The sequence below is a fragment of the Methylocella tundrae genome, assembly GCF_901905185.1.
GTDB lineage: Bacteria > Pseudomonadota > Alphaproteobacteria > Rhizobiales > Beijerinckiaceae > Methylocapsa > Methylocapsa tundrae.
The window spans coordinates 196,880-220,202 of record NZ_CABFMQ020000076.1 but is presented as its reverse complement, the minus strand read 5'-3'; the positions used below and the strand labels follow the sequence as shown (position 1 = coordinate 220,202).

Genomic DNA, 23,323 nt, shown 5'->3' with positions numbered 1-23,323 from the left:
GCTCTGAAAGTTGCCCATGCGCGTTCTCGGCATTGAAACCACCTGCGACGAGACGGCCGCCGCCGTCGTGCGCCTGCAACCCGGCGGCGCTGGCGAAATCCTGTCAAACGAGGTGATGAGCCAGATCGCCGAACATGCGGCCTATGGCGGCGTTGTGCCGGAGATCGCAGCGCGCGCGCACATCGAGGTGCTCGACCGACTCGTGGTGCGCGCGCTGGATCGCGCAGGCGTCAAGCTCGCCGACCTCGACGGCATCGCGGCCGCGGCCGGACCCGGGCTCATCGGCGGCGTCATCGTCGGCCTCACCATGGCGAAGGCGCTGGCGCTGGCGAGCCGCAAACCCTTCATCGCCGTCAATCATCTCGAAGCCCACGCCCTGACCGCGCGCCTGACCGACGAACTGGAATTTCCCTATCTGCTGCTGCTCGTCTCCGGCGGCCACACGCAGCTCGTCGCCGTCAAGGGCGTCGGCGATTATCTCCGGCTCGGCTCGACCGTCGACGACGCCGTCGGCGAAGCCTTCGACAAGGTCGCCAAAATGCTCGGCCTGCCCTATCCCGGCGGTCCCCAGGTGGAAATCGCCGCCGCCAAAGGCGATCCGGCGCGGTTTGACTTTCCGCGTCCGATGCACGGACGCGCGAAGCCGGATTTTTCGCTCTCCGGCCTCAAGACCGCCGTCCGCCTCGAGGCGCAACGGATCCTGTCGCCGAGCCAGACCGACATCGCCGATCTTTGCGCCTCATTCCAGGCGGCTATCGTGGATACGATCATCGACCGCTCGCGCGCCGGGCTGAGGCTGTTTCGCGAGACGGTCGGCCAATCGAACGCGATGGTTGTCGCGGGCGGCGTCGGCGCCAATGGCGCGATCCGGCGCGCCTTGATCCGCTTTTGCGGCGAGAGCGGTCTGAGGCTCGTCCTGCCGCCGCCCCAGCTTTGCACGGACAATGGCGCGATGATCGCCTGGGCCGGCATCGAGCGGCTGTCGCTTGGCCTCACCGACGACATGACGTTCGCGGCGAAGCCGCGCTGGCCGCTCGACGCCAACGCCGAGGCCGCGCATCATGGCAAGGCGTGAGCAGCCCCTAAAGGCCCTCGCCGTCACCTCCGCCGCTTACCCCAATTCCTTAAGGCCGCGCTTGATCAGATCGGCGGCGGGCGCGTCCTCGCCGAGCGCCTTGATCGAGGCGGCGATCGCCATAGCCGCCTGCGAGCGTCCATAGCCAAGATTGACCAGAACCGAAATCGCATCCGCGATGGTGCCCTGGCCGGCTGAAAACACCACCCCTTGGTCGGCTCCGCGGGCGAGGGACAGCGGCGCGTCGGCCGCGCCAAAGACAGGCGCCTTGTCCTTCAATTCCGCGACGATGCGGGCGGCAAGCTTTGGGCCGACCCCCGGCGCCCGGGCAAAAGCCGCCTTGTCCTGACTGGCGATCGCCATCGCCAGCTCTCCCGGCGCCAGAACGCTCTGCACCGCGAGCGCCACCTTGGCGCCGACGCCCTGAACCGATTGCAGCAGGCGAAACCAGTCGCGCTCGCCTTCCGAGGCGAAGCCGAACAGCCGGATCGAATCCTCGCGCACCTGCGTCTCAATGGCGAGTGCGGCCGCCTCGCCCGTGGGCGGCAAGCCCTGCAAGGTGCGCGCCGAGCAATGCACGATATAGCCGACGCCATGCACATCGAGGATGACGAAATCCTCGCCCTGCGAATCGATGACGCCTTTGAGCTTGCCGATCATCTCGCAGACGATCCCAGAGATTTCGCCAGGCTGCGGCTGATCCGCAGCTGTGCGTGCGTGATCGCCACGGCGAGCGCGTCGGCGGCGTCGGGACTTTTCGCCTCGCTCTTCGGCAGCAGGAATTTCACCATCAAAGCGACCTGCGCCTTTTCGGCATGGCCATTGCCGACCACGGTCTTTTTGATAAGGTTCGCGGCATATTCGGACACCGGCAATCCGGCGAGAGCCGGCGTCACCAAAGCGACGCCCCGCGCCTGACCGAGTTTCAGAGCCGATTGCGGATCGCAGTTGACAAATGTTTCCTCGACCGCCGCCTCCGACGGCGAAAGGTCGCAGATGACGCGAAGCAAACCCTCATGCAGCTCACAGAGGCGCGCTGCAAGGCTTTCCCGCGCGCTCGAATGGACGCTTCCGCATGCGACGAAAGCCAGCCGCGAGCCGGAAACCTCGATGACGCCCCAACCCATGTTGCGCAGTCCAGGGTCGATGCCGATGATGCGAATCGCCGCCACGTTCATGCCGGCAATCTAGAGCATGATGCGAAAAAGTCGCGGGCCTTTTGAACGAGATCTTGGGTTGGACCGATTTAGATAAGGGGCGCGATTCCGGCGAAAACGGTGCGATCTTTTTGAAGCGGCGTTTTCCGCCTTACTCCATCAGCATGCGCTTCAAAAGTTCAATCTCTTCCGATAGCGTTCCATCCTTGGCGGCGAGCGCGTCGATCTTGCGCACGGCATGCAGCACGGTCGTATGATCACGTCCGCCAAAGCGCCGCCCGATCTCAGGCAGAGAGCGTAAAGTGAGCGACTTCGACAGATACATCGCGATCTGGCGCGGGCGAACAACATTGGCCGTGCGCCGCGATGAAAGGATATCGGCGCGGCTGACGTTGAAATGGGTCGCCACCAGCTTTTGAATATCCTCGATCTTGATGCGCTTTGGCTCATGCGTGCGCACCAGATCCCTGATCGCCAGTTCCGCCGTCTCGATGCCAAGCGGGGCTCCATTCAGCGAGGCGTGAGCGAGCAACCGATTGACGGCGCCGTCAAGATCGCGGCCATTGGTCTGAATGGCGCTCGCGACATAGGCCGTGACGGCGGGAGGCACATCAAAATTCGGATGCGCCAGCCGCGCCGCGGCGACGCGCCCTTCCAGAATTTTGACGCGCAGCGATTCGTCAAGGCCGCCAATCTCGACACAGAGGCCGCCAGCGAGGCGCGAGCGCACCCTCTCGTCAAGCGTGTCAAGGTCGCCCGGCGGCCGATCCGCCGCAATGACAATCTGCCGGTGGCCGTCGATCAAAGCGTTCAGCGTATGGCAGAATTCCTGCTGAATCGACTTGCCCTGCAGGAATTGGATGTCGTCGATAATCAAAATATCGATGCCGCGCAGCTTTTCCTTGAAGGCGATCGCGGTCTGCGCCTTGAGGGCGGAGACGAAGCCATACATGAAGCGCTCGGCTGTCAAATAGATGACGCGACGCCTCGCATCCCTCGCGGCGCGGGCGACAGCCTGCAGGAGATGCGTCTTTCCAAGGCCGACGGACGCATGCAGATAAAGAGGATTATAGAGCAGCGGCTCGTCTGGAGCCGCCGCGGCGACGCGCTGCGCGGCCGCATAGGCGAGCTGGTTTGATCGTCCGACCGAGAAATTCGAGAAGGTGAGGCGTCCGTCCAATGGCGAGCCCGCTATGATGTCGGCTTCGCCCGCTTCGGACTGTGGCTTGCCGGCGAGATTCGATTCGCGGGGCTTTTGCACGAGAAATTTAGCGCTGTCGCCCGCGGCTTCGGGCGTCGCCCGCAGCGCATCGGCTTGAGCGCCCTCCGCGCAAGCCGGGCCTTCAACCGCATCACGGCCGATCACGACCGGCGATAGCGCTCGATTGGACGAGCGAACAGCGATCGACAAGCCTTTGACAAAAGGAAATTCCGCCGCCAGAGCCAAAAGGAGCTTTTCGGCATAGTGCGATTGTATCCAGCTCTTCAGGAATTTCGTCGGCACCGACAGGCTGGCGGTCGCCTCCGCCAGGCTATCAAGCTCGAGGCGGCCGAACCAGGACGAGAAAACGTCATCTCCAACGTCGGCGCGCAGACGGCGGCAGATCCGCATCCAAGCTTCCAAATCGCCCCGCTCCTGGGGCTTGTTCATCTGAGTGCGCAAGTTCAGCATCGGCCTGCTTCTGAAATCGAGACAGCGCTATCGGGCCGCGTGAATCGCAGCGCCAAATAACAGTCGAGTGAAAATTAGGAAAAAGCAGAGGCTAAGGGCGGGGGCGCCGGCGATGCCGGTGCAAAGCCCAATGCGCGTCCTGGATGAGCGCAGGCTGATAGAACTGTGATCCAAACTTGCGTTGAAGCCGATGTTGGATAACTCGATTCACGACCACGGATTTCCCCCTACCCCGCATCATCAACCGCGGATACCATTCTCGAAAACTCAAATATAGCTGTGTATCTGTGGCGCAAGAAACTCCATTTTTCGGCGCATCAGCTCAATTAGGAAAAGCTTCGAGCAAGCACTGCTGCGCGATAACCTTCACATAATATGTCAAAATAGATCTTCCTACGAGCTAATCTAGCGCCTTTACATGCGCTAACGCAAAACGAAACCGGAGGTTGCGGCTAGACCGTGCCCTCAGCTCTTCCGCTGCTCCGTCCCGACCGCGATAAGACTTTAGCATAGGCGAAGGCCTCCGCAAGGCGTCGGGCGCCAAAATTTCGAGTCAGACGCCGGTGCTGGCGTCCCGCCTTTACCCTTCGCACCTGTCGCCTCAACTAAACGCCTGATTCTGCGCGCTCCCAAAATGCCGGGCTGGAGAGTTCCGCCTATAAAGAAAGAGTCAAAAAAGTGTCTTGAAAGACGGGGAAAATTCCGGCCCAGCGGTCGATTTCGGCGGAAACTACGCCCTTTGGCCACAAGCTGTTGGAATGCATGGAAAATAGATGTGCGGGGAGAACCCTTCGTTAAAATTGAGCGGCTGGAAATGCCTCGGCCGCCTAGACAAACAGGCGCAAAGAAAAAGCCCGGCTTGCGCCAGGCTCAGCAATGAAAAAGCAATAATGCCTAACCGAGATATTATTTCGCGATTGAGCTCACGCGGGCGCTCAGTCGAGAAACCTTTCTCGATGCGGTATTTTTGTGAATGATACCTTTTTGCGCTGCACGCATAACCAAGGGCTCTGCGACGCGCAAAGCTTTGCTTGCCGCTTCTGCATCGCCTGAAGCGATTGCTTCCTCGACTTTACGAACGTAAGTCCGCATTTGGCTGCGCCGCGACTTGTTGACCGCTGTGCGACGCTCGATTTTACGGACGGCCTTCTTGGCCGAGGGTGTATTCGCCATTTTATTGTGTCCTGGACGAGGCCATCATTTGCCACGGCGCCATAACGGGCGGGCAGCGCATAGCCGGGAGCCGTGCTTATAATCACGATCGGTCCGGCCCGTCAACGCCAAACGGTCAAAACCGGTACTGTTCCGCTCCCGCGTCGGCGTCGGCGTCGGCGCCATCCGGCCGCTCGCTGATCGCCGGACAGGCTTATGCGCCGCGGCGAGCAAGCGGGCAATGGTCACGCGCTAAAGAAGAAGTTTCGCCGCACGGTCGAGAATGGCGTTGATTCCTTTCGCGGCGACGACGTCCGCCTCCGCGCAGCGATTCTCATCCGTGACTTCCTCGAAGGCGGCGGAGAGCAGATAAAGAATAAGGAGCCGCCGCCGCGTCGGCTGATCCTCGATCCAGATTGGTCCTCCATGCGTCGCGCTCATATAGGCTTCGACAAAAATCTCTGAAAATTCGACGAGCTGTTCGCTCAGCCGGGTCGCGGCCATCGCCGGGTCTGGCACCAGCTTCGCGATGCCGCGCTCGGCGGCGGCGGCGACATAGGCAAAAGAGCGCAACATGCAGGCGACGTCGCGCAGAGGCGAGGCTTTGGCCTGTGGATCGCCGCCATCAGCGACTCCTTCGAAGCCGACGATGATGACGTCGTCTTTGACGACGAGCGCCCGGCCGAGATGATAGTCGCCATGGATGCGGATCTTGATCGCCCCGCGTGGCTCCTCTTCCTCCAGCGTATTGAAGAGGGCGGAACATTCATCGCGCCGGCCAATAAGCCTCTCAATGTCGGGGCCGCCCTCCTGGCCCGCGGCTTCGCTGAGGCGGGCGAGCCCCTGAAAGCGCTCGAAGCCGCCCCTTGCGGCCTCTCTCAGCCTCGCGACGCCATGGCGCAGGTCGGCATGCGTTAAAACCTCGGCCTTGAAGGCAGGGTCATCCGTCGGCGTCGCCAGCGCCAGATGCATCTGGGCCGTGCGCAGGCCAAGACGCTGCATATGCGGCACATAGGTGGAAAAGCTGGCCGGTTCCCCCTGATCGTTTTGCTCCGTTTGCGGCGGCGCCATCGCCAAAGCCTCGAGAATGCGTTTTAGCGCCTCGAGCGTCCAGGTCCAGGCGTCCCCCTGGCAGCGCACAAAGGGCTGCAAGGTGGCGAGCGTCATGCGCGCGCCGAGGGGATCGACGTAATCGACGACGCCAAGCAGGGGCGGCGTGTTGGGAAAGCTCGCGACTTCGGTGAGGAAACGCTTGATCTCGACTTCGGGACTCTCGCCCGTCTGCAACCGGCGATAGATCTTCAGCGACAGAAGATTGTCGAGCACCAGCGTCGAATTATGCTGTTCGACGCCGAGCTGATGCATCTCGGCGGCTGCGATCGCGAGATCAGGGTTGTGCGGATCGGCGACGGCGAAGACGACCTTTCCGCCTTTCGTGGTCGCCACTGCTTGATCCTCCCGGAAGGCGGCCAGCATGGCGACGCCAAATGCTGGGCAGGCGTCGGCGTCATAGAGCACGCCCATCTGCGCGCCGCGACGCAGTTTGGCGACGGCGACGGACGCGGCCGTCAGCTGTTCGCTCTCGCGCTCCGCCGCGAAAGGCGTGAAGTAGGTTGCAATCGCGCCGTCTCCCTCGACAACATCGAGAAGCGGCAGGACAAAACGGCGCTCCTCTCCGCCATTGCGAAGAACCGCGAAATCTCTGACCGACACCTTCGGGATCAGCACATTTCGCCCGCAAAACCAGCGCCGCGAGGTCAAGAATTTGGGCGCGACGTTCCGCTCGAAAGCGACGAGTTCCCGTCCCAAGAGGATGCTGTCGATTTTGCCGACGGCGACCAGCGTAAAAAGTTCAGGAACCGGCTGCGGGGCCGGCGCCTCCTCCAGCACAGCCTCCAATCTGAACCAGAAGAATCCATAGGACGGCAAAGTCAGAACATAGGGCGCAGAGCCAATCTGCGGGAATTGACTGCCGGCGGTCAATTCGACGGGCGCCGCGCCTTTGAACTCGGCAAGGTCGAGCTCGACCGCCTGAGGCGCGCGAGAGACGTTGACGACGCAGAGAATCCGCTCGGCTTCCGTCTCACGCAGATAAGCAAGGACCTTGCGGTTGGCTGGATAGAGGAAGCGCAAACCGCCGCGCCCAAAGGCGAGGTTCGAGCGCCGCACCGCGATGAGGCGGCGCATCCAGGTCAAGAGGCTCGATTGCGTCGCAAGCTGGGCCTCGACATTGACCGCGCTATAGCCGTAGATCGGGTCTTGAATGGCCGGCAGAAAAAGCTTGGCCGGATCGGCCCGGCTGAAACCGCCGTTGCGGTCGACGGACCATTGCATCGGCGTGCGCACGCCATCGCGATCGCCGAGATAGATATTGTCGCCCATGCCGATCTCATCGCCGTAATAAAGGACCGGCGTGCCTGGCATGGACAGCAGCAGCGAATTCAAAAGTTCGATCTTGCGCCGGTCGTTTTCGAGCAAGGGCGCAAGACGGCGGCGGATGCCGAGATTGATCCGCGCGCGCCGGTCGGCGGCGTAGAAGGACCAAAGGTAATCGCGCTCCTTATCGGTCACCATGGCGAGCGTCATCTCGTCATGGTTGCGCAGGAAGATCGCCCATTGCGAACCGTCTGGAAGCTCCGGCGTCTGGCGCATGATGTCGGTGATCGGATGGCGGTCCTCCTGCGCCAACGCCATGTAGATGCGCGGCATCAGCGGGAAATGAAACGCCATATGGCATTCATCGCCGTTGCCGAAATAGCCGGCCGCTTCCTCAGGCCAGACATTGGCCTCGGCGAGCAGCATGCGATCTGGATAATCAGCGTCGACGGCGGCCCGGATCTTCTTGATGATCGAATGCGTCTCGGGAAGATTTTCGCAGCTCGTGCCTTCCCTTTCCACGAGATAGGGAATGGCGTCGAGCCGCAAGCCGTCGACGCCCATATCGAGCCAGAAGCGCATTACGTCGAGAACGGCTTCGAGCACGCGCGGATTGTCGTAATTGAGGTCCGGCTGATGCGAATAAAAGCGATGCCAGTAATAGGCCCCCGCGATCTCGTCATAAGTCCAGTTCGATTTTTCTATGTCGAGGAAAATGATCGGAGCGTCCTTGTAGCCCTGATCATTGTCAGCCCAGACGTAGAACTTGCGCGCCGCGGAGCCACGCTTCGCCAAGCGGGCGCGCTGGAACCAGGGATGCTGATCGGAGGTGTGATTGACGACGAGTTCGATGATGACGCGCAATCCCCGATCATGCGCCTCGCGAACGAAGATCTTGAAATCCCGCAATGAGCCATACGCCGGATTGATGTCGCGATAGTTCGAGATGTCGTAGCCGTCGTCGCGCAGCGGCGAAGGGTAGAATGGCATCAACCAGATCGCATTGGCGCCGATGTCTTTGACGTAATCGAGCTTTTGCGTGAGCCCCTTGAAATCGCCAATGCCGTCATTGTTGCAATCAAAGAACGATTTGACGTGCAGCTGGTAGATAATGGCGTCGCGATACCAATGCACATCGCTGCGATCGATCATGATGATGCTCTCTTGGGGGAGATGACGGCAAGCGGACGCGGCTCGGACTTCCGTAGCTTTTTAGCCGCTTCAACGGACCGGCTCAAGCGCGGAGCGGTTTCGAGCTGACGTTAAAGCATGGGCTCAATCAACGTCTGAAATCAAATCGGAATGATAATTTGCGTAAACGGTCTTGCAGCGGACAGGGTCAAGCTGAGCCTTGTCGATCTGGCCGACCTTCAGCGGCGCCGGAACATCCAGGCGTCGTCATAGGCGCGCGGGCGTCCCCGCGCCATGCTGGAAAACGTCAATAGCCGAGGCTTGTCCAGATCGGGGACGGCGCAAGCCAGGGCTCAGATTTAGCAATCGCGCCGGAGCGGATGATCGAGCCCGCCGGATGCAGCGAGCCCTCGAGATCCGCCTCGCTCTCGCCACTGATCGCCTGCAGGCAGTTGGCTGTCCAGTGATCGATGCTGTTGTCGCGCAACGTCGCCATCATGTCGCGCCAACGGTCCTGACGCTCTTCGAGAGGCATCTCGATCGCCCGGGCGATGGCGGCCGCGGTCGCTCCAATGTCGTAGGGATTCACGATCAAAGCGCTTTTGAGTTCACGCGCGGCGCCCGCGAATTGCGACAGCACGAGAACGCCGGGATCATCCGGCGATTGCGCGGCGACATATTCTTTCGCGACGAGGTTCATGCCATCGCGCAGCGGCGTCACAAGGCCAACCCGGGCCATTCGATAAAGTCCCGCCAAGGCCGATTGGCTCATCGTCTTGTTGATGTAGCGCAGCGGCGTCCAGTCTATATCGCCCAATTTGCCGTTAAGATGGCCCACCTCCTCCGCGACCTCGTTCTGAATATTGGCGTATTCAGGAACTTCGGAGCGTGACTTCGGCGTGATCTGAAGCATGGTGACGCGGGCTTTCGCGGCCTCCGGATATCGCTCCAGGAAAGCGCCGAAAGCCTCGATCCGGTGCTTGATTCCCTTCGAATAATCAAGCCTGTCGACGCCGATGATCATGGCTCGGCCCTCAAGGCTCGCGCGCATCCTCTTGACCAGCGTATTGCGTTCGGCAAGACGCGCCTCCAGCGCAAAAGCCTCCGCGTCTATGCTGATCGGAAAGGCGTCGACCTGGAATTTGCGGCCGTAAGCTTCGCACCAGTTGCCGTCGACGGCGCGTCCGGCGCCAGATTCAATCAGGCAATCGCGAAAATTATCCGCGTCCGGCTCTGTCTGGAATCCCACGACGTCATAGGAACTGAACGAGCGCAGGATGCGATCATAATGCGGCATAGCCGAAGCCGTGTCCGGCGAAGGCCAGGGAATATGATGGAAATAGCCGATGCGGTTCTGAACCCCGAGCTGGCGCAGAAAGGCTGCCATCGGAATGAAATGATAATCATGAATCCAGATGACGTCGTCGGGGCGCAGCATTTTTGCGAGACGGCGCGCAAAAAATTCATTGACGCGGAAATAGCCCGCGGCGTCGCGCTCCGACAGACGCGCCAGGTCCAGCCGGTAGTGACAGATGGGCCATAGCGCCTGATTGGCGAAGCCGTGATAGTATTCCTCTATATCGCGGCGCGTCAGGTCGCAAACGGCGAAGCTGATCGAACCCAGCGTGCGCAACTGAGGCTCCCGGTCGGCCTCCTGAGAGGCTTTGCCCGACCAGCCGAACCAGATGCCGCCTTTGCTCCTCAGGGCGGATTGGAGAGCGACGGCGAGCCCTCCGGCCGCGGGCGCGCCGGAAGCGGTAGGAACAGGGACACGATTGGAGACAACAATCAGTCGACCATTTGACCGGTCAGGCTTTAGGGACACCGGCTTATAAAGGAGGTCGAGGTTAACCATGAGCGCGAACATCTCCTCAACTGGACGGATCTTCGCAGAGGCAACGCCTCATTCAAGAAATCGTTGCATGACGAGCGCTGTGTCTTCATTCGACTATGATTAGTAGTGCTGACCAACAGTGGCGAAGTTACGGCCAAGCTTGGCCTATCGCCGGGCGCGCGCGATATTTTTTAGGAAATGTTAACGATAAACGCCGGGCTAGAGCGCTTTCCGATCGAATGGAATCATTCGATCGATCAGAAATCGCTCCAGATTCAAAAACTTGAGCATATCCTTGTCGATCAGATCGAACCGATCTGATCGGAATATGCTCGAAGGCAGAATGCGTGAGCGCAATCCGATTCCGCCCTTTAAGCCTCTGTTTAACGTATGATGTGGGTTCGAAAAGTCGGCGACTTTTCGGCATTATGCGTTAAGCCGCTCCGGCCTCGACCTTGATATCGAAGGCGGCGGCGAAAAGAGCGCGCGTATAATCGCTTTTGGGATGGTTCAGCAGTTCGGCCGCCGGGCCCTTCTCGACGACCTTTCCGTGCCGCATGACGATGATCTCGCTCGCCAGCGCGCGAACGACGCGCAAATCATGGCTGATGAAAAGAAACGCGAGCCCCCGGCGCTTCTGCAGATCGCGCAGGAGATCGACGATCTGCGCCTGGACCGACATGTCGAGCGCGGAGGTCGGCTCGTCGAGCACGATGAATTTGGGCTCGAGGACCATCGCCCGGGCAATGGCGACCCGCTGGCGCTGGCCGCCCGAAAATTCATGCGGGTAGCGATCCATCGCCGCCGGATCGAGGCCCGTATCATAGAGCGCGCGCGCCACGATCTCGCGCTTTTGCGAAGCCGAGAGCGCCTTCTGCTGCACGCCAAGCCCTTCGGCCACAATGTCGGCGACCGAAAGCCTTGGCGAGAGCGAGCCGTAGGGGTCCTGAAAGACGATCTGCATATCGCGCCGCAGCGGGCGCAGCTCTTTGAACCGGAGTTCGTCCGTGCGCTGGCCGAGGAAGACGATTTCGCCTTCGGAGCGAATAAGCCGCAAAAGCGCGAGGCCGAGCGTTGTTTTCCCGGACCCTGATTCGCCGACGACACCGACCGTCTCGCCCTCGCGGACGGTCACGCTGACGTCGTCAACGGCCTTGACGAAGCCGACGGTGCGGCGAAAGAAGCCGCGTTTGATCGGAAACCAGACGCGGATATTCTCGCAGCTGATAATGGGCTTCGCCTCTGCGTTCATCGCGGGCGGCATGCCCTTCGGCTCGGCGGCGAGCAGCGCCTTTGTGTAAGGATGGCTGGGCGCTGCGAAAATGCTGGCGACGGGACCCGCCTCGACGATCCGGCCCTTCTGCATGACTGCGACGTCGTCGGCGATTTTGCGCACAATGTTGAGGTCATGGGTGATGAACAGCATCGCCATGCCGTACCGCTCTTGCAGGCGCTTCAGGAGATCCAGGATCTGGGCCTGAACTGTGACGTCGAGCGCCGTCGTCGGCTCGTCGGCGATGAAGAGATCCGGCCGGTTGGCGAGAGCCATCGCGATCATGACGCGCTGGCGCTGGCCGCCCGACAATTGATGCGGATAGGCGCCGAGCCGCTCCGCCGGGTCTGGAATCCCGACCTCCTCGAGAAGCTCGATGATGCGCGCCCGAATTTTTTCCGCGCCGCGCGCGCCATGCAGCTCGAGGATTTCGCTGATCTGCTTTTCGATCGTATGGAGCGGATTGAGCGAGGTCATCGGCTCCTGGAACACCATGGTGATCTTGGCGCCCCGGATCGCGCGAAGACGCTCCTCGCTGACCGTCAGCAGATCCTCACCCTCAAAGACAGCCTTTCCAAGCGGGGCAATTCCAGGCGGCAACAGACGCACGAGGGACAGCGCGGTGACCGATTTGCCGGAGCCGGATTCGCCGACGAGCGCCAGCGTGCGGCCGCGATCAACGGTAAAGGACACGCCAGCAACGGCGGGCGCTTCCACGGCGGAGGGGTTGAACGAAACAGAGAGATCGCGGACGTCGAGCAGCGGGCGGCCGGCCAGGTTCATTTCGGGCAAGTGATTTACCAGTTGGTCTGTATCAGCTTGATCGTCGGGGCGGAGAGAAAAAGCGGCGGCATTTCTACAATCGGGTTGCCGACGGCAATCCTATCATCTGCCGGGTGAACCTTATCGCGCAAGGACGGGACGTCAAAGAATAGATCCGCATCCTTGAGCGCCGTGTGTTCGGAATTATCCAGCCCACAGGCGTGAATCATTTCATGCGTTGCAATGACAAGCTTCACGGGATCGCCTACCACGCGGCTGCTAGCCGCGCCGACTCTCGGCGTTGCAGGCACGAAGATGAAAGCCTTTGCGATCGATTTCGTGGAGCCGAAAACTTGCGAAATGACCTTGGTGTGCCCCTCCATAGCGTTTCCACTCAGCTTGTCCGAAAAAGCCTGATTGAAACATGTGAAGTTCGCGGTTCCGTTGATGGTGTCGAACTGGACGTCCGCGCCGCCGACGCCGCTTGGGTCCGGCGCGCTCGAAGCGATGGCGAATGTGACCCCAAGCGAGTGCTTGGCGGAAAGCGCATTGAACTCGGCCAGCGCTTTGGTGAAGACCGCCTTCCACGGCCCGCCAGTGACTTTTGAGGTCGGGAATATCGAAAGTTGCTTCGCCGCCTTGATCGGCGCGGACCACGGTGTCGGCATAGCGCTCCAGCCCCCGCTGACCTCGATTGCTTAAACCTCGAAGTCTGATTTCTGATCAAATGAACAAATATGGGTTTCCGACGTAATCGTTCTCGATCGCTCGGCTTCCAGCATTTCTTCGTCGAGCGCGGCGATGGTCATCTTCCCGACTATGTCATCGGCTTGCGTCTGATAGGAGCGATTGACGATATCGCGGTTCTGTTTGAACTGAAGCACCGCCGCCGCCGTCGACGTCCCGTATCGCTTCGCCGCAAGTTCCCCCGCGTCTATGCGCAGCCCGTCAAGCTCCATGAGCGCGACCTGTATTCTGTGCACATAATCGCCCGCGCTACCCGGCGTCACATGCCATCGATCTTCGACGAGGCAGCCTTGCAGCCGGGCGTCGTCGCGGAACAGCTGCGAACGCAATGGCATGGCCATTTCCTCCGATCCGCATGCAGTCTGTCACAAATGCGCGCTCATCTGAAGCGTCTTGTGCAGCGCCTAGTGGAGCGTCTTTCTCGGGTCGAAAGCGTCGCGCACCGCCTCGCCGATGAACACAAGAAGCGAGAGCATGGCGGCGATGACGATGAAGCCGGTGAGGCCTAGCCAGGGCGCCTGCAGGTTCGATTTGCCCTGCAGCAGAAGTTCGCCGAGCGAGGGCGAGCCGGGCGGCAGCCCGAAGCCTAGAAAGTCCAGCGCCGTCAGGGTTGTGATCGAACCATTGAGAACGAAAGGCAGAAAGGTCAGCGTCGCGACCGTGGCGTTGGGGAGCACATGTTTCCAGATGATGGCGGCGTTGCCGAGCCCCAGCGCGCGGGCCGCGTTGACATATTCAAAATTGCGCGTGCGCAGGCATTCGGCGCGCACGACGTGAACGAGATTGACCCAGGAAAAAAGCAGCAAAATGCCGAGCAGAACAAAGAAGCTCGGCGTGATGATCGAGGAGATGATGATCAAAAGGTAAAGATGCGGCAGCGACGACCAGATTTCGATGAAGCGCTGAAACACGAGATCGGTCCAGCCGCCGAAATAGCCTTGCACCGCGCCCGCGGCAATGCCGATCACCGATGAAACGCCCGCCAGAGTCAGGCCGAACAGAAGCGAGAGCCGGAACCCATAGATCAGTCTCGCGAGGACGTCGCGCCCCTGATCGTCGGTGCCGAGCCAGTTCCATTCTATGGCGCGGCAACCGCCATCGGGGTCCGATTTATTGAAACGTTTGGCCGCGGCGGTGCATTGCGCCTTGCTCAGCATCCATGTCGGCGGCGAAGGCGCGGGCGTCGGCAATTGCCGGTTGATGGTGCGATAGGAAAAATGGATCGGCGGCCAGACCATGAAGCCGTTCGCGTCGATTTCCTTGGCGATCACCTCGTCCCGATAATCGGTACGGGCGAGAAAGCCGCCGAATTTCTCCTCCGGATAGTCGCGGAAGATCGGAAACAGCATTTCGCCTTTGTAAACGACGAGAATCGGCCGGTCGTTGGCGATGAACTCGGCGAAGAGCGAGAGAACGAACAAGACAGTAAAGACCCAGAACGACCAGTATCCGCGCTTATGCGCTTTGAAATTGGAGAGCCGGCGCTGATTGATCGGGCTGAGGCCAAGCCCGCGCCTTGGCGGCGCCGCCGGCTTCAATGCCGTCTCCAGAGCGGGGGCGTTCACGGGCTAGACCTCCCGCGTGGAAAAATCGATGCGCGGATCGATCCACATATAGGTCAAATCCGCCAGCAAATTGACCACGAGCCCCAGCAGCGCCATGATGTAAAGATTAGCAAAAACAACCGGATAATCACGATTGACGATAGATTCGAACGATAGCAGGCCAAGCCCGTCGAGGGAGAAGATCGTTTCAATCAAGAGCGAGCCGCCAAGAAAGGCGGCGATGAAGGCGCCCGGAAAGCCAGCGACCACGATCATCATGGCGTTGCGAAAGACATGGCCGTAGAGCACGCGGCGCTCGCTCAATCCCTTCATGCGGGCGGTCAGCACATATTGCTTGCGGATCTCATCGAGAAAGGAATTCTTGGTCAGAAATGTCGAGGTCGCGAAGGCCCCCAAAGTCATCGACGTCACCGGCAGCGTGATATGCCACAAATAATCGGCCACCTTGCCGGGCAGCGAAAGCTGATCGAAATTCTCGGACGTGAGGCCCCGCAGCGGAAAAATCTGCCAGAAGGAGCCGCCGCAAAACAGCACGATAAGCAGGATCGCGAACAGAAAACTCGGGATGGCGTAGCCGGTGATGATGACCGCCGAGGTCCAGATATCGAAGCGCGAGCCATCGCTGACCGCCTTCTTGATGCCAAGCGGAATCGAGATCGCGTAAGAAAGCAGCGTCATCCACAGCCCGAGCGAGATTGAAACCGGGAGCTTCTCCTTGATCAGCTGCAACACCGGCACGTCGCGAAAATAAGAGCGCCCGAACTGGAAGGTCGCATAATTTTTGATCATCAGGAAAAAGCGCTCATAGGCCGGCTTGTCGAAGCCGAACTGCTTTTCGAGTTCGGCGATGAATTTCGGATCAAGGCCCTGCGCGCCGCGATATTTCGAGCCGAAATCCCCCGTGTTGCCCGCTCCGATCTCGCCGCCGCCGCCGAAATGGGCCGTCGCGCCAGTGTCTGTGCCCTGCAATTGAGCGAGGATGCGCTCGACGGGTCCGCCCGGCGCAAATTGCACGATGACGAATGAAATGAGAAGGATTCCAAAAATAGTCGGAATCATCAGGAGAAGGCGGCGGGCGATATAAGCGAACATCAGGCCTCGTCAGCGGCTGACGAAATTGATGCGTTTGGCTTTCTCGTCATCGTACCACCATGTGTTGACGACGCCGATATCATACTTTCCACTGCGCTCCGGGCGGCTGAAGACGTCCCAATAGGCGACGAGGTGATTAGGCTTGTTCCACATCGGAACCCAAGGGTAGCTGGCCCGCAGGATACGGTCGATGGCGCGGCAGATGAAAGTCAGCTGCTCGCGCGTTCCGGCGACAAGCGCCTGCTCGACCAGGGCGTCCACCGCCTTGTTCTTGATGCCTGAGACATTGCGCGAGCCAGGCAAGTCGGCGGCTTCAGATCCAAAGGTCGCGCGCATGCCCTCTCCCGGCGTCAGGCCGAGGCCAAAGCGCGAGGTCACGACGTCATAGTCGAAGTCATCGGTGCGGCGCTTATATTGCGCGGCGTCAACGACGCGATAGCGCGCCTCGATTCCGAGCAGCTTCAAATTCTTGATGAAAGGCGCCGTATGCGGCTCGAGAGCGCCGTCAAAATCGAGAAATTCGATTTCAAACGGTTTCCCGTCCGGCAGCATCAGCGCCGCGCCCTGCCGCTTGCATCCGGCGTCCATCAGCAGAGTATTGGCGCGGCGCAGCAACTCGCGATCCTGCCCTGAGCCGTCTGACACGGGCGGCGCATAGACCTCGCCAAAGGCTTCAGCGGGGATCTCGCCGCGGTAGGGCTCAAGCAGGGCGAGTTCCTCCGGCGAAGGCTTTCCCTGCGCCGCCATCGGAGAATTCTGGAAGAAAGAGGTGGTGCGCGAATAGACGCCATACATGATATTGGCGTTGGTCCATTCGAAATCGAAAGCAAGACCGACCGCCTGCCTTATGCGCGGATCCTTGAATTTGTCGCGCCGCATGTTGAGGAACCAGCCCTGCGTTCCCATCGGGGATTCGTCCGGCAGCGTGGCGCGCTGAACGCGTCCTTCCTTGACGGCTGAAAAATCATAGCCGGTCGCCCAGACGGCGGAGGTGAACTCCTCACGGAAGGTGAAAATCCCAGCCTTGAACGCCTCGAACGCGACTTTACGGTCGGCGAAATACTCAAACCGGACATGGTCGAAATTCGCCTGGCCGAGATTGACCGGCAGATCCCTGCCCCAATAATCGGGGACGCGATCGAAGCTGATAAAATGGCCCTGATCGAACCGCCCGACCTTGTAAGCTCCAGAGCCGAGCGGCGGTTCGAGCGTCGTCGCATCGAATTCGCGCGTCTTGTAATAGGCCGCGCTGAAGATCGGCTGTCCCGCCACGATCAAACCCGCTTCCCGGCTATGGTGGGGCTTTAGCTTGACGAGAACAATGTCGTCGGCTTCGGCCTCGGCGGCGTCGATGTCGCGCAGCGCCTGGCGGATCGAAGGGTGGCCTTTGGTCCGCAGCACGTTCAGGGAAAAAGCGACATCCTCGGCGCTCAGCGGCGAACCGTCATGAAAACGCGCTTCCTTGCGGAGCAGGAAGCGATAGGCGCTCTTGTCGGCGGAAACTTTAACGGCGCGGGCGGCGAGACCATAGAGGGAATCCGGCTCGTCGGCGTTCCCGGTCATCAGAGTATCGAAGATCAGCCCCATGCCGGCCGCGCCGTCGCCTTTCAGGATGTAGGCGTTCAACGTGTTGAAGGTGGTGAAGTTCTGGTTGCCCGAGGTCGAGCTGACCTGCAGCACCATCTGACCGCCTTTCGGCGCGTTGGGATTGACATATGCGAAATGTGGGAAGTCCGCGGGAAGCGCCAGATCGCCGAAGACGGAGAGGCCGTGAACTTCGCCGGCTTCCGTCGCCGCTCCGGCGCGGCCGGACATGAATGGAGGTAGGAGGAGACCGCCGGCGGAAAGTTGCAGAAACGAGCGACGAGAGAAGCAAAAAGGATTGGGCAATAAAACCATCCCGATATGCGGCCGCCGGCTGCGCTGAACCTGCGAAGCTTTCCGCGCTGAGGCGGGCGCCGTGGCGCGTTCAGCTCCAAGGTTCAGAGCCGCGCGAGGCTCGGCCATGAACTCAACGAGCACCCTATCTAGGTTTTATGATGACGCTCGCCAAGGCAAATAAACGAAAACGCCGGGCGCAAACCCGGCGTTAGATCAATCAGGGGCTGTTCGCCCTGCCTTCGCCCCCGGAGAGAGCCAGAGCTTTGCCGCGGCGTCCTATTTCGCCGCCGCCGCCGGAAGCGGAACCGGGCTATCGGACAAAGTATGCAGATAATCAATGATGTCGGCGCGCTTTTGCGGATCGGGCTCGCCGGCGAACGCCATTTTCGTGCCGTTCACGAAGCCCTTGGGATTGGCGATGAACTGATCGAGATCGTCATAGGTCCAGTCGCCGCCCTTGGCCTTCATCGCGTCGGAATAGGCAAAGCCGGGGATCGAGCCTTTGGGGCGGCCGACGACGCCATAAAGCGGCGGACCGACCTTGGGGCCAGCGCCCTTTTCAAAATTGTGGCAGGCCTGACAGGCCTTGGTGCTGGCCTCTCCCTTCGAGACGTCGGCCTTGGCTAGGCGCGCGGGCAGCGGCGCAACCGCGGGCGTGGCCGCCGCGCCTTCCGTAGCCTCGGCGGGCGCGGGCAGATCATACCCGGGCTTGACGAGCGGCGGATGGGAGAAAATCATCTGGCCGATGACCCCGAGCCCCATGGCCAAGAGAAGCGAGCCAAGGATAGCTCCGGCGATCTTGTTGGTTTCGAAAGAAAACAATTGCGCCCTCCACCCTTCATCCATTTTAGGCCAGGCTCGAACCTGAAAAGGCGAGCCGGAGCGTCACGCTGATCATGATTCCATCAGCTTGGACGCTGCATAGTCTATCTGCGTTACGGCTTCCATAACAATATCGTCAAGGCTCCGCCACGCACTTCTTTTTGTCCCGTCGCCATCTGGAGCGCAAGGGCAAACACGCGTTTTGGCGCGCCCTGGCGCCCATTTTCCGGCCCCCGCTCCAACAAGAGCTTCCCGCGAGCGGCCGGAACATGCCATAGGCTGCGGCAGCTTCGGTTTTTCAGGTAGCGACAAGGTTTTCGAGGTTATGACTGTTCGAAAAATCGCCTATCAGGGCGAGCCCGGCGCGAATTCCCATATCGCCTGCCAAAACGTCTACCCGGATTGGGAGCCGCTTGCCTGCGACACCTTCGAGGACGCGCTCAGCGCCATCGCTGAAGGCGAGGCGGGCCTTGGCATGATTCCGATCGAAAATTCGATCGCCGGCCGCGTCGCCGACATCCATCACCTGCTGCCAAGCGCCAACCTTCATGTCGTCGGCGAATATTTTTTGCCGATCCATTTTCAGCTCCTCGGCCTTAAGGGCGCGAAGCTTGGCGACGTCAAATCCGTTTACAGCCATGTTCATGCGCTCGGCCAGTGCCGGAAGATCATCCGCAAGCTGCGCCTTTCGCCGCATGTTTCGGCCGATACGGCGGGCTCCGCCCGGGAAGTCGCCGAATGGGGCGATCCGGCGCGCGCCTCGATCGCGACATCGCTCGCCGCCGACATCTATGGGCTTGAGGTTCTCGCCGCCGACATTGAAGACGAGCCGAATAATACGACGCGTTTCGTCATTCTGTCCAAGACGCCGCGCTGGGCCGAGCCCTCAGACGAGCCGACCGTCACGAGTTTCGTCTTTCGGGTGCGCAATGTGCCGGCCGCGCTTTATAAGGCGCTCGGCGGCTTCGCCACCAATGGCGTCAACATGACGAAGCTCGAGAGCTATATGGTCGCGGGACAATTCACGGCGACGCAGTTTCTGGCCGACGTCGACGGCCATCCGGACGAGCCGGCATTGGCGCGCGCGCTGGAAGAACTCGCCTTTTTCTGCAAGGAACTGAAAATTCTCGGCGTCTATCGCGCCCATCCCTACCGGATCCTGAGCCAGACGCTTGATCCCGACCTTTAGCGTATAAACGCGCCGGATCGTCGGCGTTGGGTGTCGCCGTCCCGATGATTGGCGCGTCTTTGTGGCGACGATCGCTTTGCGCGAGGCGGCGGCTTACTGAAAAAATAAACTCTGCCAAGCCGACGGCCGCCGCAGGGCGCCGGCCCTGTAGCGTTTTGGTTAGGGTTCGGCGCTAAGGTCCAAACGCACGCCGCGCAACGCGGAGGCGTCAAAGGTGCGCCCATGAAATTGCAAACGACCTCCAAGAAAGCTGGCCTTCGCCGATCGGTCGGATTTCTCGGGGTGCTTGGCCAGTCCGTGGCCGGCGTTGCGCCGACCACGACCCCGACGATCAACGTCGCCCTCGTCTTCGCCGCGGCGGGCAGCGGGACCTGGCTCGCTTTTCTGGTCGCGACGCTCGCCATCCTGCTGGTGGCGCTGAACCTGGCGCCGCTTGCCCGGACGTTTGCCGGGGCGGGATCGCTGTCGGAGTTCGTCGGCCATGGCCTCGGTCCCGTCGGGCGGCTGATCACGGCATGGATTCTCTTGCTGGTCTACCTCGCGCTTTCAGTGGCGACGCTCGCTGGCTGCACCGCTTACGTGTCTACGCTGTTCGAAGCGGCGCGAATTTCCTTGCCGTTGATTTTCTGGGTAGCCCTCGTAGGCAGCGTGGCCGTGTTATTTGCGCTGCGCGACATTCGGCTTTCAACCGTCCTGATGCTGGCGCTCGAGATCATCTCCATCCTGCTCGTCGTCGTCCTCGGCATAACGATCCTCGTTCGCCTCGGCGTCGCCGTCGATCTCGCGCAGCTGCGTCTCACCGGGCTTCGTGGTTCGGGCATGAGCAGCGCGCTGCTGATCGGCGTGCTGAGCTTCGTCGGTTTCGAGGCGGCCGCGACGTTAGGGGACGAGGCCGAACAGCCGCTGCGCGACATTCCGCGCGTGTTGATCCTGACCCCTGTGCTGGCCGGCGTGTTCTTCGTATTTTCCGCTTACGTGATTGTGCTCGGGTTCAATCATTACGGCATCGCGGTCGCCACCAGCGACGCGCCGCTGGATGATCTCGCCCGCGCTCTCGATCGGCCGGGTCTGGGCGCCGTGGTCTCGATAGGCACGGCCATCAGCCTTTTTGCCTGCGCCACCGCCACGATGGTCGCCTCCTCACGCATCGCCTTCGCCCTCGCGCAGCAAAACGCGATTCCCGCCGCGCTAGCGCGGCTGGGCCGTCGATCCGCGCCGACGCGCGCGGTCGCACTGTCCGCTTTCCTGATCATGGCGACGGCATTGGCGCTGGCGACATTCGCCAAGCCGCTCGACATCTACGACTGGCTCGGCACCTTTGGCACCTTCGGTTGCGTGATCGCCTATGGATTGGCCTGCGTATCGACGCCGATCTTCCTGCGCCGCGCGGGCCAATTGCGCGTGGGCCATGTGGTCCTTTCGGCGGCGGCGCTCATTGTGCTTGGCTACGTGCTGCTCGGTTCGGTCTATCCAATCCCGGCCGCGCCGCTGAATGTGCTTCCATTGCTCTTTGTGGGCCTGCTCGCCACAGGAACCCTTTATTCATTGCGGCGGCAGACCGTGATCTCACGCGCATAAGCCTTCGTTCGCGAATATCCACTTCGTTTCAACTCCGCCATCGAGAACTCTTGGCCGCGCTTCCGCGAAGGGCAGGAACCGGTCATCGGCCAGATCCGCTGGATGAGTTTTGACGCCCGGAGCGGCGCCCCTGCGTTGTCTCTTCAAGTTCTTGAGACGAAAGATTCCGGCGCGCCCGTTTGCTCCGAGAGCCACTGAAGCGCGCCGCGTCCCGCGGCTGCGCCCGTGGCGAAACAGGCCTGGAGGAGATAGCCGCCAGTCGGCGCTTCCCAGTCGAGCATTTCTCCGGCGACGAAGGCGCCAGGGCGCCGCACCAGCATGAAATTGCTGTCGACTTCATGGAAGAGAACACCGCCCGCCGTCGAGATGGCCCGCGCCAGCGGCGCGACCCCGTTGAGGCGAACCGGCGCGGCGTTGATGAACCCGGCAAGTTGCGCGGGGTCCATCGCCGAGAGGGGGAGCAGGCCCTGTCTCGCGCTCTCCTGCAAAAGGCCGATCGCGGCGGGCGCAAGCTTGAGCGATTTGCGGGCGAAGGTCGAAAACGACTGTTTCGGGTCTCGCGCCTCTATGCGCCGCTCCAGCTCCGCAAGCGAAAGATCGGGCCGCAGCGCGACGCGCAAAACGGCCTCCCCCGAAGCGGCGACGGACTCGCGCAGCGCCGCGGACAAGGCGTAAAGCGCGCCGCCTTCGAGCCCCGCGTGGGTGATGATCGCCTCTCCGCGCACGCTCGTTTCGCCAAAGGACAAAGCGATGCCCTTCAAAGGAGCGCCCTCGAAAAGATCCCTGAAATGATCTGACCAATTGACCAGAAATCCGCAATTGGCGGGCCGCAGCGGCGCTGTTGCGATGGCCGCGCGCTCCAGCGCCGCGACCCAGCCGCCGTCCGAGCCAAGACGCGGCCAACTCGCCCCTCCGAGCGCCAGAATGGTCGCGTCGGCGGCGACCTCGAACTGACCCTCGGGGCCTTTGAGGATGGCGGCGCCTTCATCGCTCCATCCCCGCCATTCGTGTCGGGAATTCAGGACAACGCCAAGCGAGGCGAGACGCTTCAGCCACGCCCGCAGCAATGGCGAGGCCTTGAATCTGGCCGGAAAGACGCGCCCGCTCGAACCGATGAAGGTCGATTCGCCAAGGCCCTCGCACCAGGCGCGCAGCGCCTTCGGCGAAAACTGCTCGAGCGCGTCGCGCAGGCGCGGCAGGGCGTCGCCATAGCGCGTCAGCAAGATCTCGAAATCCTCGCTATGGGTGATGTTGAGGCCGCCGCGGCCGGCCAGCAGAAATTTGCGTCCAGGCGCCGCCATCCGATCGAATATCGTAACGCCGACGCCCGCCGAGGCGATAACCTCGGCCGCCATCAAACCGGACGGCCCGGCGCCGATAATGATCACATTCGGTCGAGCGGCGAGCGACACGAGAAACAGCTTTCCTGAAGCCTCGAGGGCGTTCGAGGCGAAGCGGACATGCCTTCGCCTCAAAAAAGGAGACGAGAAAACAAAAAGATAAGGAGGCGACAATGCTCTAGCATGAGCGCCTCCCCGCGCAAAGCCGTTTCCCCGCTGGCGCCGTCCTGAAGGATCGAGCCCCGCGCCTCCTCGCCCGGTTGGCGAAGGATTGCGCCGCTGACCCTTCGCGCGCCCTTCGCGCGCGGGAGACGCGGGAGACGCGGGAGACGCGGGAGAGCGGCCGCGACAGACCCCGGCAGATCACGCGCATTTGAGGCGTATTTGGGTCTGGCGCGGCTAAGGCGATGCCTGCTGTGAATTGACGCTAGGCGGATCACCGATCCGCCATGCTGGCGCAAGCTGCGTCAGGCATTGTCGCAACAACGCGGCGCGGATCCGCCCGCACAGCCAAGGATTTCGTCCCCTAATGAGAGACCGAGTCTTCGATTCTGAGGACGACGCCGCGCAATTTATCGCAATCGTCAAGGCGAACGATCCGAACGACGATTTTATCTATGTGATTTCGGGCGACCCGCGGAATGTTGGAAAATACATTATCGAAATTTTTGGCCAGG

General features: G+C 61.3%; 17 protein-coding genes. 3 read left to right on the top strand and 14 right to left on the bottom strand.

The genetic code is table 11. From position 1 onward, the window contains the following. Nucleotides 1-16: 16 nt before the first annotated feature. A complete protein-coding gene (tsaD, locus tag MPC4_RS08805; protein WP_134492184.1) occupies nt 17-1,075 on the top strand; it encodes a tRNA (adenosine(37)-N6)-threonylcarbamoyltransferase complex transferase subunit TsaD in 1,059 nt (352 codons plus the stop codon). Nucleotides 1,076-1,111: 36 nt separating this feature from the next. Here the strand turns inward: tsaD and ruvA are convergent, their stop codons facing one another. The 13 genes from ruvA to MPC4_RS08740 form a co-directional block, all read right to left on the bottom strand. After that, nucleotides 1,112-1,735, bottom strand: a complete 624-nt coding sequence (gene ruvA, locus MPC4_RS08800) for a Holliday junction branch migration protein RuvA (protein ID WP_174512177.1) — start codon at nt 1,733-1,735, stop codon at nt 1,112-1,114. Then, complete coding sequence (gene ruvC / locus MPC4_RS08795) at nt 1,732-2,253, bottom strand: crossover junction endodeoxyribonuclease RuvC (RefSeq protein ID WP_134485950.1); 522 nt, start codon at nt 2,251-2,253, stop codon at nt 1,732-1,734. Before ruvC ends, ruvA begins: the two co-directional genes overlap by 4 nt. Before the next feature lie 130 nt (nt 2,254-2,383). Next, a complete protein-coding gene (gene dnaA, locus MPC4_RS08790) occupies nt 2,384-3,904 on the bottom strand; it encodes a chromosomal replication initiator protein DnaA (protein ID WP_174512176.1) in 1,521 nt (506 codons plus the stop codon). A gap of 906 nt (nt 3,905-4,810) precedes the next feature. After that, nucleotides 4,811-5,077: a 30S ribosomal protein S20 gene (gene rpsT / locus MPC4_RS08785; protein ID WP_134492182.1), complete on the bottom strand. Its 267-nt coding sequence runs from the start codon at nt 5,075-5,077 to the stop codon at nt 4,811-4,813. Between the two features lie 231 nt (nt 5,078-5,308). After that, complete coding sequence (treS, locus tag MPC4_RS08780; protein ID WP_174512175.1) at nt 5,309-8,584, bottom strand: maltose alpha-D-glucosyltransferase; 3,276 nt, start codon at nt 8,582-8,584, stop codon at nt 5,309-5,311. 286 nt (nt 8,585-8,870) lie between these two features. After that, nucleotides 8,871-10,418, bottom strand: coding sequence for an alpha,alpha-trehalose-phosphate synthase (UDP-forming) (gene otsA, locus MPC4_RS08775; RefSeq protein ID WP_174512174.1), 1,548 nt, complete (start codon nt 10,416-10,418; stop codon nt 8,871-8,873). 412 nt (nt 10,419-10,830) lie between these two features. Then, nucleotides 10,831-12,453 carry an ABC transporter ATP-binding protein gene (locus MPC4_RS08770; protein WP_174512258.1) on the bottom strand — a complete coding sequence of 541 codons (1,623 nt, stop codon included), beginning with the start codon at nt 12,451-12,453 and terminating at the stop codon, nt 10,831-10,833. 14 nt (nt 12,454-12,467) lie between these two features. Continuing rightward, nucleotides 12,468-13,100: a hypothetical protein gene (locus MPC4_RS08765; RefSeq protein ID WP_174512173.1), complete on the bottom strand. Its 633-nt coding sequence runs from the start codon at nt 13,098-13,100 to the stop codon at nt 12,468-12,470. Nucleotides 13,101-13,130: 30 nt separating this feature from the next. Next, complete coding sequence (locus MPC4_RS08760; protein WP_174512172.1) at nt 13,131-13,514, bottom strand: hypothetical protein; 384 nt, start codon at nt 13,512-13,514, stop codon at nt 13,131-13,133. Nucleotides 13,515-13,583: 69 nt separating this feature from the next. After that, entirely contained in the window at nt 13,584-14,744 is a 1,161-nt protein-coding gene (locus MPC4_RS08755) for an ABC transporter permease (RefSeq protein WP_174512171.1), read from the bottom strand. A gap of 3 nt (nt 14,745-14,747) precedes the next feature. Further along, nucleotides 14,748-15,836, bottom strand: a complete 1,089-nt coding sequence (locus tag MPC4_RS08750; RefSeq protein ID WP_134492172.1) for a microcin C ABC transporter permease YejB — start codon at nt 15,834-15,836, stop codon at nt 14,748-14,750. Nucleotides 15,837-15,845: 9 nt separating this feature from the next. Beyond that, on the bottom strand, nt 15,846-17,735 hold the full coding sequence (locus tag MPC4_RS08745; protein ID WP_174512257.1) for an extracellular solute-binding protein: 1,890 nt from the start codon (nt 17,733-17,735) through the stop codon (nt 15,846-15,848). 258 nt (nt 17,736-17,993) lie between these two features. Then, nucleotides 17,994-18,539 carry a c-type cytochrome gene (locus MPC4_RS08740; protein WP_134492168.1) on the bottom strand — a complete coding sequence of 182 codons (546 nt, stop codon included), beginning with the start codon at nt 18,537-18,539 and terminating at the stop codon, nt 17,994-17,996. A 325-nt stretch (nt 18,540-18,864) separates the two neighbouring features. On the opposite strand from MPC4_RS08740, the gene MPC4_RS08735 reads away from it, so the two are divergent. Beyond that, the gene (locus MPC4_RS08735) at nt 18,865-19,728 is read left to right on the top strand and encodes a prephenate dehydratase (RefSeq protein ID WP_174512170.1); all 864 of its coding nucleotides are present in this window, start codon (nt 18,865-18,867) and stop codon (nt 19,726-19,728) included. Between the two features lie 222 nt (nt 19,729-19,950). Further along, nucleotides 19,951-21,306 (top strand): APC family permease, encoded by a 1,356-nt coding sequence (locus MPC4_RS08730; RefSeq protein WP_174512169.1) that lies wholly within the window; start codon nt 19,951-19,953, stop codon nt 21,304-21,306. A gap of 143 nt (nt 21,307-21,449) precedes the next feature. Here MPC4_RS08730 and MPC4_RS08725 read toward each other — a convergent pair whose 3' ends face one another. Beyond that, nucleotides 21,450-22,718: a BaiN/RdsA family NAD(P)/FAD-dependent oxidoreductase gene (locus tag MPC4_RS08725; RefSeq protein ID WP_174512168.1), complete on the bottom strand. Its 1,269-nt coding sequence runs from the start codon at nt 22,716-22,718 to the stop codon at nt 21,450-21,452. Nucleotides 22,719-23,323 lie beyond the last annotated feature (605 nt).

Coding starts and splice junctions, on each gene's coding strand:
- ruvA (WP_174512177.1), bottom strand. CDS start 1,735: ATGATCGGCAAGCTCAAAGGCGTCATCGATTCGCAGGGCGAGGATTTC.
- MPC4_RS08765 (WP_174512173.1), bottom strand. CDS start 13,100: ATGCCGACACCGTGGTCCGCGCCGATCAAGGCGGCGAAGCAACTTTCG.
- MPC4_RS08770 (WP_174512258.1), bottom strand. CDS start 12,453: ATGAACCTGGCCGGCCGCCCGCTGCTCGACGTCCGCGATCTCTCTGTT.
- MPC4_RS08735 (WP_174512170.1), top strand. CDS start 18,865: ATGACTGTTCGAAAAATCGCCTATCAGGGCGAGCCCGGCGCGAATTCC.
- treS (WP_174512175.1), bottom strand. CDS start 8,584: ATGATCGATCGCAGCGATGTGCATTGGTATCGCGACGCCATTATCTAC.
- MPC4_RS08745 (WP_174512257.1), bottom strand. CDS start 17,735: ATGGTTTTATTGCCCAATCCTTTTTGCTTCTCTCGTCGCTCGTTTCTG.
- MPC4_RS08730 (WP_174512169.1), top strand. CDS start 19,951: ATGAAATTGCAAACGACCTCCAAGAAAGCTGGCCTTCGCCGATCGGTC.
- MPC4_RS08760 (WP_174512172.1), bottom strand. CDS start 13,514: ATGCCATTGCGTTCGCAGCTGTTCCGCGACGACGCCCGGCTGCAAGGC.
- otsA (WP_174512174.1), bottom strand. CDS start 10,418: ATGGTTAACCTCGACCTCCTTTATAAGCCGGTGTCCCTAAAGCCTGAC.
- dnaA (WP_174512176.1), bottom strand. CDS start 3,904: ATGCTGAACTTGCGCACTCAGATGAACAAGCCCCAGGAGCGGGGCGAT.
- rpsT (WP_134492182.1), bottom strand. CDS start 5,077: ATGGCGAATACACCCTCGGCCAAGAAGGCCGTCCGTAAAATCGAGCGT.
- ruvC (WP_134485950.1), bottom strand. CDS start 2,253: ATGAACGTGGCGGCGATTCGCATCATCGGCATCGACCCTGGACTGCGC.
- MPC4_RS08750 (WP_134492172.1), bottom strand. CDS start 15,836: ATGTTCGCTTATATCGCCCGCCGCCTTCTCCTGATGATTCCGACTATT.
- tsaD (WP_134492184.1), top strand. CDS start 17: ATGCGCGTTCTCGGCATTGAAACCACCTGCGACGAGACGGCCGCCGCC.